At 58.8% G+C, this 13,220-nt stretch carries 14 protein-coding genes and 1 rRNA gene (1 of these 15 cut by a window edge); 3 read left to right on the plus strand and 12 right to left on the minus strand.

The annotated features are described in order from the left end of the window. Nucleotides 1-164: ribosomal RNA gene (locus ACWHTU_RS13450) — 16S ribosomal RNA — on the minus strand (it extends 1,377 nt beyond the left edge of the window). Between the two features lie 270 nt (nt 165-434). Here ACWHTU_RS13450 and ACWHTU_RS13455 point away from each other — a divergent pair. Continuing rightward, nucleotides 435-1,511: a molybdopterin-dependent oxidoreductase gene (locus tag ACWHTU_RS13455; RefSeq protein WP_447859882.1), complete on the plus strand. Its 1,077-nt coding sequence runs from the start codon at nt 435-437 to the stop codon at nt 1,509-1,511. Nucleotides 1,512-2,724: 1,213 nt separating this feature from the next. Here ACWHTU_RS13455 and ACWHTU_RS13460 read toward each other — a convergent pair. From ACWHTU_RS13460 to ACWHTU_RS13490, 7 genes are all read right to left on the minus strand, one after another. After that, nucleotides 2,725-3,186 (minus strand): DUF302 domain-containing protein, encoded by a 462-nt coding sequence (locus ACWHTU_RS13460; protein ID WP_447859883.1) that lies wholly within the window; start codon nt 3,184-3,186, stop codon nt 2,725-2,727. A gap of 42 nt (nt 3,187-3,228) precedes the next feature. Further along, nucleotides 3,229-3,501 carry a putative quinol monooxygenase gene (locus tag ACWHTU_RS13465; protein ID WP_447859884.1) on the minus strand — a complete coding sequence of 91 codons (273 nt, stop codon included), beginning with the start codon at nt 3,499-3,501 and terminating at the stop codon, nt 3,229-3,231. Between the two features lie 74 nt (nt 3,502-3,575). Next, nucleotides 3,576-3,980 carry a nucleoside deaminase gene (locus ACWHTU_RS13470; RefSeq protein WP_447859885.1) on the minus strand — a complete coding sequence of 135 codons (405 nt, stop codon included), beginning with the start codon at nt 3,978-3,980 and terminating at the stop codon, nt 3,576-3,578. Between the two features lie 125 nt (nt 3,981-4,105). Next, nucleotides 4,106-4,591, minus strand: coding sequence for a DUF1152 domain-containing protein (locus tag ACWHTU_RS13475; RefSeq protein WP_447859886.1), 486 nt, complete (start codon nt 4,589-4,591; stop codon nt 4,106-4,108). Nucleotides 4,592-4,906: 315 nt separating this feature from the next. Then, nucleotides 4,907-5,464 carry a hypothetical protein gene (locus ACWHTU_RS13480; protein ID WP_447859887.1) on the minus strand — a complete coding sequence of 186 codons (558 nt, stop codon included), beginning with the start codon at nt 5,462-5,464 and terminating at the stop codon, nt 4,907-4,909. Nucleotides 5,465-5,601: 137 nt separating this feature from the next. Next, nucleotides 5,602-5,985: a hypothetical protein gene (locus ACWHTU_RS13485; protein ID WP_447859888.1), complete on the minus strand. Its 384-nt coding sequence runs from the start codon at nt 5,983-5,985 to the stop codon at nt 5,602-5,604. A gap of 18 nt (nt 5,986-6,003) precedes the next feature. Next, nucleotides 6,004-6,381 carry a hypothetical protein gene (locus ACWHTU_RS13490; protein ID WP_447859889.1) on the minus strand — a complete coding sequence of 126 codons (378 nt, stop codon included), beginning with the start codon at nt 6,379-6,381 and terminating at the stop codon, nt 6,004-6,006. Nucleotides 6,382-6,663: 282 nt separating this feature from the next. Between ACWHTU_RS13490 and ACWHTU_RS13495 the strand changes: the two genes are divergently transcribed. Beyond that, nucleotides 6,664-6,825 (plus strand): hypothetical protein, encoded by a 162-nt coding sequence (locus tag ACWHTU_RS13495; protein ID WP_447859890.1) that lies wholly within the window; start codon nt 6,664-6,666, stop codon nt 6,823-6,825. Nucleotides 6,826-6,873: 48 nt separating this feature from the next. After that, nucleotides 6,874-7,344, plus strand: a complete 471-nt coding sequence (locus ACWHTU_RS13500; RefSeq protein ID WP_447859891.1) for a hypothetical protein — start codon at nt 6,874-6,876, stop codon at nt 7,342-7,344. Nucleotides 7,345-7,363: 19 nt separating this feature from the next. Here ACWHTU_RS13500 and aspS read toward each other — a convergent pair whose 3' ends face one another. The 4 genes from aspS to guaB all read right to left on the minus strand — a co-directional run bounded on the left by aspS (nt 7,364) and on the right by guaB (nt 13,218). Continuing rightward, nucleotides 7,364-9,127, minus strand: coding sequence for an aspartate--tRNA ligase (aspS, locus tag ACWHTU_RS13505; RefSeq protein WP_447859893.1), 1,764 nt, complete (start codon nt 9,125-9,127; stop codon nt 7,364-7,366). Then, nucleotides 9,121-9,969: a pseudouridine synthase gene (locus tag ACWHTU_RS13510; protein ID WP_447859894.1), complete on the minus strand. Its 849-nt coding sequence runs from the start codon at nt 9,967-9,969 to the stop codon at nt 9,121-9,123. The genes aspS and ACWHTU_RS13510 overlap by 7 nt, the downstream gene beginning before the upstream one ends. A gap of 133 nt (nt 9,970-10,102) precedes the next feature. Continuing rightward, complete coding sequence (gene guaA / locus ACWHTU_RS13515) at nt 10,103-11,659, minus strand: glutamine-hydrolyzing GMP synthase (protein ID WP_447859895.1); 1,557 nt, start codon at nt 11,657-11,659, stop codon at nt 10,103-10,105. Nucleotides 11,660-11,751: 92 nt separating this feature from the next. After that, a complete protein-coding gene (gene guaB / locus ACWHTU_RS13520) occupies nt 11,752-13,218 on the minus strand; it encodes an IMP dehydrogenase (RefSeq protein WP_447859896.1) in 1,467 nt (488 codons plus the stop codon). Nucleotides 13,219-13,220 lie beyond the last annotated feature (2 nt).

Here is a 13,220-nt window from a genome sequence, read left to right on the forward strand (position 1 = left end):
AGCCCGCCTTTCGGCGAGTTATTCCCCACTCAAGGGTAGGTTACCCACGCATTACTCACCCGTTCGCCACTGTACAAGCGTCTTGCGACGCCTTCTCGTTCGACTTGCATGTGTTAGGCGCGCCGCCAGCGTTCGTTCTGAGCCAGGATCAAACTCTCATAAAAATGTTAAGGAATCTGATCCAGGGGCCACCTCTTCAATACACCTTACCTCGCTCACTCTATTCAGTTGTCAAAGAACAGCATGCCTTGCGCGAGCCGTGTACTATACGACGCGCGTCAAGCCCTGTCAAGGGCCTCCAAAAAACTTTCTTGCGATCGAGTCTTCCCTTGGAGCCTACGTCGCTATTGGCGGCGTGGTCACAGGTAGGATCGCGAACGTTGCTCAACATACCAGCGCTTTTGTTCAGAGTCAAGTCGGACAAACGGTGTATAATGGCGACGATCTTCTTTTTTTCATTTGGCAATTCCTCGGCCATGAACAATCACTTCTCGCTGCGCCGACGAACGCTCCTCAAGCTCGGCGGATTGACCGCTTTGGCCAGCCTAACCGGCGGATGTGATTCCATCGGTTCGCTCTTCGGCCGGATGTTCGCGGTGCCTCCGCGGGAAACCACGTATTTCACGCCGAACGATAAGTTCTACGTCGTCAATTACTCCGACTCTCCGTTCGGCGCCAACCTCACCCGCGATTTGAACCAGGAACAATGGCGCCTTATCATCAAAGGCGAAGTCAAACGTCCCATGACACTGGGCTGGCGCGACATTCTTAATCGTGATGCCTTTGATCAGGCCGTCACACTGGAGTGCATCGATACCCTGCCGGGTGGTGACAGCCTCGGCAATGCCATGTGGCGCGGCATCTCACTGAAGAAACTGTTACAGGATGCCGGAGCCGACGAAGAGATGGCCCGCGACGTCGTGTTCCGCGCCGCTGACGGCTACGACGACAGCATTCCCTTCGCCCGAGCCATGCAGGACGATGTCATGCTTGCCTATCTGATGAATGGCGAGAAACTGCCGAAGGAGCACGGCTTTCCACTGCGGCTGATCGTACCCGGACTTTACGGCATCAAGAACGTGAAATGGATCATCGAAATTGAGGTCTACGCCGGAGATTACAAGGGCTACTGGCAGCGCAAAGGTTGGACCGATGACGGCACAATCAAGATCTTCTCCCGCATCGACAGCCCTGGCCACTATCAACCGCTGGCGGGGCCTGAGCATCTGTTCCGTGGTATCGCGTTCGGCGGGCCGAACTCGATCAGTAAAGTCGAGATCAGCTTTGATGCCGGCAAGACGTGGAACGAGACAGAGCTCCAGCCTCCGGTCTCGCCCTACACCTGGGTGATTTGGAGCTATCGCTGGCGCCCACCGAAGGCTGGCAAGTACCAGGTCGTCGTTCGCGCAACGGATACCAGGGGTCAACTGCAGACTGCCGAACTCGTCCGCCCGCAACCGAACGGCGCTTCTGGGTATCACACCATTATCGCGGACGTGGAACAAATCTAGACGGTCCGCCCTTCTGGCCCACGCGTTTACCGGCACTCCAAGGGTCTGTCACCTTCATCGCATGCCCTTCGACGGAAACGCGCCAGGACCCTTTCATTGTCTCATCTGAAAATAATGAAGGAGATATAAACATGCCCGTCGTGTTCTTTACGAACGTGCATCGCCACTGCAACACCGGCAGCAGCCGGCAAGTCCGTCCGCCGGTCATTCCGGATCTCGTTTCTTCCTTCAAAACAAACGATTTCTTTTTTGATGGATTGTCTTACCGGTTACAGGCTAGAGGCAGGCGACCTGCGTTTCACCAATATCACTAACTTCTAAACTTTTAGAGACCAACCGATGAAGAGAATGGATCCCTGGAGACGATGGAAGCCCGTCCTTGGCTTTGGGCTATCCGCCCGATACTCTGCGGGCTCCGCAACTGATTCACGTACCTTCAAGCAAGGGTATGGTAGTCGGCGTCGAAGACGGGGATACCCTGACAGGTCTGCGGAACAAGACTCGCTGCAGCGTTGAAGTCACCGGCGTAGATGCTCCTGAGCTGGACTAACCTTACGGAAAGGAAGCCCGGCGAATGGTGGTCGCCTTGGTAAAAAACCGGGTGGTCCTCATCAGAGCCTATAGAACTTTGCGCAAAGACCACATCCCCGGAGAGGTTTGGGTAAGCAGTCACCTCAACCTGACTCATAAACTGGTGAGACGCGGGTTCACCTGGGTCAACAAAAAACGGCTCCTCCGGAAATTGTGTGTGTCCAACCTGGGGCCGGGTCGGGCTGCATTGCGAATCGCGGAGGCGCGGGCACCGCAACTTGGCGGGCAGCGACGGTGCGCGAAGCGCAGGCCGAGGACTGTTCGCCGCTGGGTTCGCGCACAGCGCCGAAGCCAGCAAGTTCCTCAGGCCAGGAGAGGCCCGCTTCGTGCGGTCGCGCCGGAGCGTCTGAACGGCGCAGGCCGACCTGGCTCCCTGTCAGAAACAGCAGATGCTACGAACCCTGTGACAACGGTGTATCCACACAGAACCCGGAAGAGCCCCGAAAATAATGCCAGAGACCGAGATCATCCGGCTTGAGGCCGATGCCAAAACCACCAGGCAAGGCTGGTGGAAGGATATCACCGAATAAGGAGCCGATCCCCCCGTGAGAATAACACCAAGAGTGACATTAGCATTAGGATAGAATACTGACCGCCTCACTGTGAAGATACGAAGAGGAGCTCACTCCACTGCCTGCTCCAGCAACTTCCCCACCGGCTCGAGCCTACTGGCGAGTTCCGCCGGCAGACCGTGTCGCTCTTGCAGCAACTCGGGTGAGTTATAGGTGAGCCAGACCCTACCGTCCTGGTCTTCCCACGCCAACGCTTTCATGGGGAGATCAATCGCGACCGTTGGCTTGGCCGTCATCAGGGCGGTTCCGCCTTTGGGATTGCCAAAAATCAGAAGCTCTGTCGGCTTCATTTCCAGTCCGACACTTTTCGCTTCTCCGCTATGATTGATACGGGCGAAGATTTTCATCCCTTTCGCGGTCACGGCCTTCTCGATCCTGTCGATCGTCTCGCTCACGGTATAGTTGCTCGGCTTGGTCACCAAATTGGAACCTGCGTGGGCATTCACTGCGGGCAACGATGCGCCCATCAGACCGGCCCATAGAAGAACTTTCAGGACTTCGTGTACCTTCATCGATCACTCCTCTCTGTGCCTGACAAAGGCGTTCGGATTGTTTCATCTGCCAGAAACAACATGGAGCTGCTGTTCATTCACCTTCCGCAGGTGCGTCAGGTCCAGGATTCCAGAAACAAGGTTTTGTTGGATCCACCGCGGGATATGCGGCGTCTCAAAGCAGCACTTGAGCTCCTCCTCGCTCGCCCAATCCTTATGGAAAAGGAAGAGCGACGGGTCGCTTGGGGCTTCATGCATATCGAAGTTGATGCAGCCAGGCTCGGCACGGGTTAGAGCGAGAAGGTTGAAGAGTTCCTGCCTGACTTTTGCTTCCATGCCTCCTCTTCAGGTTTGCGCCGATTGCTGAAGTGCCTTCTTGAGAGACGCTTGCCGGTTACCCGAACCCCGCCCTATGTTCGCGGCCGAGTCTGACCGCGCGACCAGAACTCAAAGAGCTTTAGACCCTCCTCACGAAGAACATCACCAACCAGTTGCACACTGCTGTGTCCCAGTCGCTTCATACGATGGGGTGAAATGGGAATTTGCCAGATGCCCGCTTTCTCCGCGTCTTCGATGCGACAGGCATACACAATCCTGCCAAGCTTTGCCCATAGGCATGCGGTGAAACACATCGAGCATGGTTCGCAAGTCGAATAGAGCACACATCCGGACAATTCCAGTGTGTTCAACTCGCGGCTCGCTCCTCTGATCGCCTGGACCTCGGCATGAGCGGTCGTGTCCATATTGGCCCTGGCACTGTTGTGCATAACCGAAAGGATGCGGCCGTTTTTCACGACACAGGCGACGAAAGGCATTTCTCCTTTCTCAAGCCCTTGCCAGGCTGCCTGGATGCGCCAAGCGCATGAAATCTGCGTCGGTCATAGGTGATCTTGAACACCTTGGAAGGAACTGAAGGAAACTTATGTTCCCCCCATTTTGATCATGGCGGGGATCTAATCCGAAGGGAGACTCTATCCGAGCTATGGCAGGGTGTCGAGCTGGATACGGCTGTTTCTTCAGACGTTTGGTGCGCCTCCATCGGTGGCGCCAACGCACAGCCTCCCAGAAAGGCACGGGCCTGCATGAGTGCCGCCATGTTTTCCAGCACCTGCGTTTGCGCGACATCTGGCTCGATGGGCAGTCCCGCGCTGGCATGAATTCGCACAGGAATCTGTCCGAGTTCGTTGACTGCAAAGAGTGAGATTGCGTCTTCAACCAATGTGCCCATCTCCGACTCATCCCCTCGAACTAGACGGTCCACCCCGCCGTCGATCAGGACGATGCCGTCAATAGACAACCGCTCGATCAGCAACCGATAGTTCTCCAGTAATGGTTTGGCGCCGGTCTTGTGGAAGGACCAAATTGTGACACGTTGGTTGCGCTTCTCAAACCACTGCGTCAGGGAGAGTTCGGGGAAATGGAGCAAAAATCCGTGAGACCGGCATCCACACCGACCAGCGTCGGCGACACACGGATGCCGTCCTCCAGCGAAGCGATATCCGAGAAGTGAAGCTGGCCAAGCAGGCCTCTTTCCCTCGATGCCGCAGCCCGAAATAAATCGGCAATCCGCAGAACAAATCGAACCCACCGCCCATTCCGGCGATCAGGAGACTTTCGCAAGACGCAAGCTGGTCAATGATCGGCAGGTTGAGGCGCACGCGCACCTCCTCTCATACTCGGGAAGGCAAAGAACAGCGGCTCTGCCCACACCGCAGCCATCCACACGATGAAGGACGTCGTCTTATTTCGCCGTCGCCGCGCTTTCGACCACGCCGCGGGATCTGAAAAACACGAGCGCGAACTTTTCGATCAGGCTTCGCAGGCCTTTTCGGATGCTATCGGGAACCTGGTCTTTCGGCCCATAACCAAGCAGGGCATGACCCCACACCGCATTCGGCGTTCTGGGTGTCACGTAGGGCCCCGCATTACAATCCACATGATAGGCCACGATGTACTCTTCTCCGACCGTCCACACTTCACAATTGATAAAGCCGATCTGGTTCGGCCGCTCGACACCATCGAGCGACGGTCCTCCGGAACTTTCCAACGCTACCCCGGGAAAATTGTTCAAGAAGGCCAGGCGGGTGAGGTCGGTCAACTCGGTACTCCTGAGTCCGATTTTCTCCGCACTGCCCTGAGTCTGCACCTCAACGGAGACGAATTTCTTAATCTCCTGCAGTTCGGCAGTAGGGGCTCGTTCAGGAGATTTATCCGTTTCCGGCGCTGCTGGTGAAACGATTGGAGCCGCACCTATAAAGAATGCGCAGAGTGCAAGAGACAGCTTGAGAAGAAAACCCATCGTGCCCACCCCCCTATCTCGCTCAGTCGGACCAACGTCTTCAGGAATTGAATTGGACGCTCCAGTTTGCCACAAGTCGGACGGGCCGACCACTAGAAACGGTTGATGGGGGCTGAACCGGCTGAATCCGACGCCCCTTATAACGCCGGCTTCTGTACGCCCACCGTGGTATTACACGTCAGCGGCATCAATTCCCCGCCATGGAGAAACGACTTGTGGGTCCACTGCCTGAGCACCCCGTCGGCGTCAAACCTGAGCGTGTACTCATCACACCAAGACCCCGTTGTCGCCCATGTGTTCTGACTTCCGGGCTCCAGTTGCCGAACTTCGTACACCCAGACCAGTTCCCCATCTTGAGTGACGGCCATTCGTTGCGGGTCCCCCAGTTCCTGGCGAACATCCTCCTGCGTGGCCCGATCCTGCGCTAATTCCAGATACCGGGTCTCTTTGGGAATCACTAGACCGCATCCGGCCATCGGGACGAACAGACCGAGGATAGCGATTTGCAGGATGGTCTTCATGGCGCACCTCCGAGTTGCTTAGCGCATGTCCGATGATGCCGCTTGATAGCCACCGGGCACGCAGTAGGTCGGTGCATACTCGCCACCGTGGAAATAGGACCGGCTAGTCCACCGCCGTAGAATGGCTTGGCTGTCGAACGTGAGCACATATTCGTCGCACCACGTACCCGGCGCCGTGACTCGGTTCCCCGGCTGCTGCGTCCGAATCTGGTAAACCCAGACCGATTCCCCTGTCCGCGTGGCAGCCGTCAAGGTTGGCACCCCGAGCTGCTGCCGGACTTCCTCCTGAGTCGCCCGATCTTGAGCGGTTCGCAAGTAGGCGGTTTCTGTCGGCTCAACCCACGCGCAGCCCACGGCTAGCAGCGCCGAAACCGACAGGATGCCCACACGGCTCATACTCAACAGACACCTCCCGGATACGGAATGTCCTTCTCGTTCGTTTTTTAGCATTCTACACCTTGGCCCTCCGTCGGGGAATCAGGCTGTCTACGCTTCCTTCGTGTTCGTCCTTACGGGGCCTTGCCCGGCAAGGCTCTCAAGTAAGAGCCGCTGACCCGCATCAACTCCACCGCAGCTCGACAGGAAGTCCACCCGGCTCTTGCGCTTCAGCCGTACAGCCGGCACTATCGGTCCTACCACCGTCTGAACCTTCAGCCGGCAGAAAGGAGACGAGGTCCCGTGTCTGTCTCCAGCACGACCGTTCGACTTTTGCAGATCATTGTGCTCTTGCTGAACGTTCTGACAACCATTGGTCTCAGCCATGGATTCCCGCTGGGCGGAGCAGAGGCGGAAGTCAGACCATATCTAAAGGTCGGCACCATCGCCTGGGATCAATTGTGAAGCGTCGGCGGGCACAAGTCGCTGGTCGGCGTCGGGTTCGCCACGAACGTGAACTGGGAACGCGTCGGGACCAGGCTTCTCATTGAGAAATGGTGGGTGGCCGAGGGCTTGGACGACGACCGAGGGATTATTCCCAAGGAAGGCCTCAGCCTTTCCGGCGACGCCGGGTATGGTTTCAAATTCGGATCGGTCCGGCTTTCTCCGTCTGCCGGCTTGGGCTACGACGCGTGGGAAGACCGCGGCGCGCCAGCTGGTTGGGATAGCCTGCGCTTTCTTAGTTGGCATGTAGGCGCCGGTCTCGACTATAACCAAGGGTACATGTCAGCCGGGCTTCTCCGACCGTTCACCGTCAATGCCGTCGGCGGTCCGGACCCGAGAGCGCGTTACGGGTTCACGATTGAAGGTGGAATCCGTATCCGCACCCTGACGATCAGCCTGTTCTACAAATCGCTTGGGTTTCAGGACCCGGACGCCAAATTGGTCCAGAGCGGCGTGTTTGTGGGATACGCCTTCCAGTAACGGCGGGCCGAACCGATCATTACTCGACGAGATCGAGCTTGATCCGCAACTCTTCCAATTGATCAGGGCCGACCGGCGAGGGAGCCTCGGTCAGAGGACACTGAGCCTTCTGGGTTTTGGGGAAAGCGATGACATCCCGGATGGAGTCGGCGCCGCCCAGCAGCATGATCAGCCGGTCAAGCCCGAAGGCAATCCCGCCGTGCGGAGGAGCGCCGTACTCGAGAGCTTCCAGCAAGAACCCGAACTTGGCCTCCGCCAGCTCCTTGTTGATACCGAGCAGGTCAAGGATCTTCATCTGCACGTCGCGGCGATGGTTGCGAATGCTTCCTCCGCCGATTTCATTCCCGTTCAAGACCATATCGTAGGCCTTGGCTCGCGCCTTCAAGGGATCGGAATCCAGAAACTTCACGTCTTCATCCAACGGCGCCGCGAAAGGATTGTGCATGAACACGTAGCGTTTCGCTTCCGGATCGTAATCCAACAACGGGAATTCGATGATCCAGAGCGGCCGCCAGGCGGACCGGTCGATCAGATTTAGTTCCTCGCCCAGCAGGAGGCGCAGCCGACCCAGCACGTCGTGCACCACGCCAGGCGTGTCCGCCGCGAAGAGCACCAGATCGCCGACCGCCGCATCCGGCAAGGCGGCCAACAGCGCTTTGGCGTCCAGAAATTTCGCGACGAGGGAGTCGAGCCGCCCCTCGCCAACGATCTTGACCCACGCCAACCCCTTCGCGCCGAAACGCTTGGCGGTTTCCCCCAGCCCGTCGATGCGGGTCCTCGAAATAGCCGCACCGTTCTTGACGATCAACGCCTTCACGATCCCGCCCTTGGCCACCGCGTCTTTGAACACCTTCAAGTCGCTCTTCGCCGCGAAGCTCGTCACGTCGTAGAGGGGCATGTCGAACCGCAGATCCGGCTTGTCGGAGCCATAGCGAGCGACGGCTTCCGTATAGGTCATTCGCGGAAACGGTGTCGGCAGCTCAACGCCGGCGGCCTCCTTGAAGACCGTGCTGATCATGAGTTCCGTCAACGTCATGACCTGCTCGCGGTCCACGAAGGACATCTCCAAGTCGATCTGCGTGAACTCCGGCTGCCGATCGTTCCGCAGATCCTCGTCCCGGAAGCAGCGGGCGATCTGATAATAGCGATCTACCCCGCCGACCATCAGGATCTGCTTAAACAGTTGCGGCGACTGCGGCAAGGCGTAAAACGAGCCGGGATTGACGCGGCTGGGCACGAGATAGTCCCGCGCACCTTCCGGCGTACTTTTGGTCAGCATGGGAGTCTCGACTTCCAGGAACCCCTGCGCATTGAGAAAAGCCCGGGCGTGTTGCGTGACCGCGTGGCGGAGCGCGATCAAGCGCTGCATGGTTGGCCGACGCAGGTCCAGGTACCGGTACTTGAGCCGGATCGCCTCGCTGACGTCGACCTCGTCTTCGATGAGGAACGGCGGTGTCTTGGCCTCGTTGAGAATTTCAACGGAGTCGCCCAGCACTTCGATCGCGCCGGTTGGGAGGTCGGGATTCTCTGAACCTTCCGGCCGCAGCGCCACTTGCCCGCGGACCGAGACCACGTATTCGCTGCGCAGGTCGTGGGCGTCCCGATGCGAGACGGGGTTCCGCTCCGAGTTGAACACGATCTGCGTGATCCCGTACCGATCGCGGAGGTCGATGAAGATCAGGCTGCCGTGATCCCGGCGCCGCTGCACCCAGCCGTTCAACACGACTGTCTGCCCCACGTGGGACTTGGTCAGCTCGCCGCAGTGATGGGTCCGCATCAGCATGCCCGCCTCCGGTGCAGGTGCAAGGCGAGGAGAGAGGGACGAGAAACACGACCGGGAACGGGCTCATGGGCTTCATGGACATTTGCGCCGCCAGCCGTTTGCCTCGCGCCTTTGGTCACGCGATCTCGAACGAGAACACGGATCGCATTCACTTCCCGATCCGTCAAATACCGAAACTCGCCCGGTTGGAGGTCGCCTAGCGACAAGGGACCAAACCGGACCCGCGTGAGTTTGAGCACCCGGTGCCCAACCGCCTCCAACATGCGTTTTACCTGATGCTTCCGCCCTTCGTGAATCGTGATTTCCAGCCAGGAATTCTGCTCCGCTTTCCGAACCGGCTTGACCGTCGCCGGCCCGGTCGGCCCGTCTTCCAGCACGACTCCCCGCGCCAGCCGCTCCAGTTCTTCCCGAGTCAGCACGCCTTTGACCTTGATTAGGTAGGTCTTCGGTACATGATAGCGGGGATGCAACAAGGCCTGCGCCAGTTCGCCGTGATTCGTCAGCAGCATCAGGCCTTCGCTGTCGAAATCCAGCCGGCCGACCGGAAATACCCGCACACCGACGCCGCGCAGCAGATCCTTGACCGTTGGCCGGCCTTCGGGATCCTCCAAGGTGGAGACGACCCCCTTGGGCTTATTCAGCAAAAGATAGACGTAAGGCTGCACGGCCTTGAGATGCCGGCCGTTCACCTTCACATGGTCGCGGGTCGGATCGACTTTCGTACCGAGTTCGCGCACAACCTTCCCGTTCACCGTGACCCGCCCTTCGGCGATCATCCGTTCCGCCTTTCGGCGCGAGGTCAAGCCGGTGCCGGCGATAAGTTTTTGAAGCCTCACTTCCATAAGCGGCATCTGGTCGTTCGTGAAGCGTATCTCGTATTGGCGAACCGTTGCATTTCTTGAAGCACTGCTCGCATTTCGTGAAGCATCTTTAGGAAGTAGTCTGCCTTCTTTCTTCGCGCTTCACGTCCCTCTGCTATTCCCATTCGATCGTGCTGGGCGGCTTCGAACTGATGTCATAGACCACCCGATTCACGCCTTTGATCTCGTTGATGATGCGAGTGGAGATCCTGCCCAACAACTCGGGCGGCAGCCTCGCCCAGTCGGCGGTCATGCCGTCGAGGCTGGTCACGGCCCGGATGGCAACCACGTGTTCGTAAGTCCGTTGATCTCCCATCACGCCGACCGTCCGGATCGGCAGCAATACGGCGAAGGCCTGCCACAGCTCGCGATACAGCCCGGCCGCGCGAATCTCCTGATCCACGATCGCCTCCGCGTCGCGCAGAATCGCCAACCGCTCTTCCGTGACCGCTCCCAGCACACGGATGGCAAGCCCAGGGCCTGGGAACGGCTGCCGCCAGATGATGTCATCCGGCAGACCCAATTCTTTGCCCAGCACCCGCACCTCGTCCTTAAACAGCTCACGCAGCGGTTCGATGAGTTTCAGTTTCATCCGGGCGGGCAACCCGCCGACGTTGTGATGCGTCTTGATCGTCGCGGACGGCCCTTTGAAACTCACGCTCTCAATGACGTCCGGATACAGTGTACCCTGCACCAGAAACTTGATCGTCCCCAGCTTCTTCGCCTCTGCCTCAAAGTTGTTGATGAACAGCCGACCGATGATCTTTCGCTTGCGCTCCGGATCGACCACGTTTTCGAGCGCAGCCAGAAACTGCGCGGAGCGGTCGAGGAACCGGAGGTTCAGTTTCAAATGCGACGCGAAGGTCTTCTGCACCTGCTCGCCCTCACCAGCCCTAAGAACCCCGTTGTCCACGAAGACACAGGTCAACTGGTTGCCGATCGCGCGATGGGTGAGCACCGCGGCCACCGAGGAATCGACGCCCCCGCTCAACGCACAAATCACCTTTTCTTTTCCGACTTGGTCGCGTATCTGCTGAACCGCCGTGTCCGCATAGGACCGCATCGTCCATGTCGGCTTACAGCCGCAAACGTCGTAAACGAAGTTGCGCAGGATGCGGGGTCCTTCGACCGTATGCGCCACTTCCGGATGGAACTGGAGGCAATAAATCTTGCGCCCGCCTCCCTCCATCTTCATCGCAGCCACAGGCGAATTCGCTGTATGGGCAATCGAACGAAATCCCTTCGGCATGCGCTCGATGCGGTCTCCGTGGGACATCCACACCGTCGTGGACAATCCTTCGCCGACACCGTTGAACAGATCGGTGCGATCGTCGATGATCAGTTCCGCCCGGCCGTATTCCCGCCTGATCGCTTTCGCCACTTCCCCGCCCAGCAGATGCGTGACCAGTTGCATGCCGTAACAGATACCGAGAACAGGAATGCCCAGATCCAGCAAGCGCTCGGAGATCAGCGGCGCGCGACGCTCGTAGACGCTGGCGGGACCTCCCGACAGCACGAGCCCCTTGGGACGGTACGCCAAGATGGTGGCGAGCGGCGCCGAATACGGAAGGATCTGGGAATACACCCGGGCTTCTCTGATGCGGCGGGCGATAAGCTGCGTGTACTGGGATCCGAAATCGAGGACGAGGATGCGGTCGTGCCCGAATTCCATGTCTCAGCCAGTAGCAAATAGCTGGTAGCTAGCAGCCGACTCGTACGAACTTTCTCCCCGCGCTATTCGCTATTCGCTACTCGCTATTCGCGTTACTCCCAATCCGTGCGGTAGTTTGGCGCCTCTTTGGTGATGATCACGTCGTGGACGTGGCCCTCGCGCAGTCCGGCCAGGGTCTGGCGAATGAACGTCGCTTTCTGCTGTAACTCCGGAATGGTCCGACAACCGCAATAACCCATTCCGGCCTTGACGCCACCGACCAACTGATAGACAACGCCGGCAAGCGGGCCCTTGTACGGCACCCGACCTTCGATCCCTTCCGGAACCAATTTCTGTGGAGCGCGCCCGCCCTGTCCGTACCGATCCCCTCCGCCCCGTTCCATGGCGGCGATCGAGCCCATGCCGCGATAGACCTTGTACGTCCTGGCTTGAAACAACACCGTCTCGCCGGGCGATTCTTCGGTGCCGGCCAGGAGCCCCCCCAGCATCACAGCCGACGCACCGGCCGCCAGGGCCTTTGTAATATCGCCGGAGTATTTGATTCCACCGTCGGCGATGATTGGGATACCGGTGTCGCGCAACGCCTTCGCGCAATCGGCCACTGCCGTGAGTTGCGGCATCCCGGCCCCCGACACGACACGGGTGGTGCAAATGGAGCCGGGGCCCACGCCGACTTTCACCGCGTCGGCGCCGGCCTTCACCAGATCCTTCGCCGCCTCGGCTGTCGCGATGTTCCCCGCCACAACGGCCAGGTCCGGATGCTTTTTCTTGATAAATTTCACGGTATCCAACACGCTTTGCGAATGCCCATGGGCCGTATCCACTACCACGAGATCGACGCCAGCCTTCACCAGCGCCGCGACCCGCTCTTCGGTATCCGGCCCGACGCCTACCGCGGCGCCGACCCGCAACCGACCGTGGGCGTCCTTGCAGGCGTTCGGGTACTTAATCCGTTTTTCAATATCCTTGATCGTGATCAGTCCTTTCAACTCGAAGTTCTTGTTCACGACCGGCAGCTTCTCAATCCGATACTCGTGCAGGATCTCCCGCGCTTTTTCCAGGCTCGTACCTTCCGGTGCCGTGATCAGTTTCTCCCGCCTCATCACCTGTGAAACCTTAAGATCCATACGGGTCTCAAAGCGCAGATCCCGATTGGTGAGAATGCCCACCAACTTTCCGTTTTTCGTCACGGGAATGCCGGAAATCCGATACTTCGCCATCAGGTTGTGCGCGTCGCGGATCGTCTGATCCGGCGAGATCGTAATGGGATCAAGAATCATCCCGCTTTCCGATTTTTTGACCTTGTCCACCTCAGCAGCCTGGTCCGCCGGCGCGAGCACGCGGTGAATGACGCCGAGTCCGCCTTCCCGGGCCAGGGCGATGGCTAGACGCGCTTCGGTCACCGTATCCATTGCCGCGCTGACGATTGGAATGTTGATCGTGATCTGGCGGGTCACCAAGGTCCGCGTGTCGACTTCGCTCGGTAGGACCTGCGATTTGGCCGGCACCAGCACCACATCGTCGTAGGTGAGCCCTATACGGACCTCGTTATCGAGCATGA

The sequence above is a fragment of the Nitrospira calida genome, from assembly GCF_976986435.1.

Excerpts from the sequence above, each read along its gene's own strand:
- aspS (WP_447859893.1), bottom strand. The coding sequence starts at position 9,127 with ATGCTGATGCGGACCCATCACTGCGGCGAGCTGACCAAGTCCCACGTG.
- ACWHTU_RS13480 (WP_447859887.1), bottom strand. The coding sequence starts at position 5,464 with ATGGGTTTTCTTCTCAAGCTGTCTCTTGCACTCTGCGCATTCTTTATA.
- ACWHTU_RS13510 (WP_447859894.1), bottom strand. The coding sequence starts at position 9,969 with ATGGAAGTGAGGCTTCAAAAACTTATCGCCGGCACCGGCTTGACCTCG.
- ACWHTU_RS13490 (WP_447859889.1), bottom strand. The coding sequence starts at position 6,381 with ATGAGCCGTGTGGGCATCCTGTCGGTTTCGGCGCTGCTAGCCGTGGGC.
- ACWHTU_RS13465 (WP_447859884.1), bottom strand. The coding sequence starts at position 3,501 with ATGGAAGCAAAAGTCAGGCAGGAACTCTTCAACCTTCTCGCTCTAACC.
- ACWHTU_RS13485 (WP_447859888.1), bottom strand. The coding sequence starts at position 5,985 with ATGAAGACCATCCTGCAAATCGCTATCCTCGGTCTGTTCGTCCCGATG.
- ACWHTU_RS13460 (WP_447859883.1), bottom strand. The coding sequence starts at position 3,186 with ATGAAGGTACACGAAGTCCTGAAAGTTCTTCTATGGGCCGGTCTGATG.
- guaA (WP_447859895.1), bottom strand. The coding sequence starts at position 11,659 with ATGGAATTCGGGCACGACCGCATCCTCGTCCTCGATTTCGGATCCCAG.
- ACWHTU_RS13455 (WP_447859882.1), top strand. The coding sequence starts at position 435 with ATGGCGACGATCTTCTTTTTTTCATTTGGCAATTCCTCGGCCATGAAC.
- ACWHTU_RS13470 (WP_447859885.1), bottom strand. The coding sequence starts at position 3,980 with ATGCCTTTCGTCGCCTGTGTCGTGAAAAACGGCCGCATCCTTTCGGTT.
- guaB (WP_447859896.1), bottom strand. The coding sequence starts at position 13,218 with ATGCTCGATAACGAGGTCCGTATAGGGCTCACCTACGACGATGTGGTG.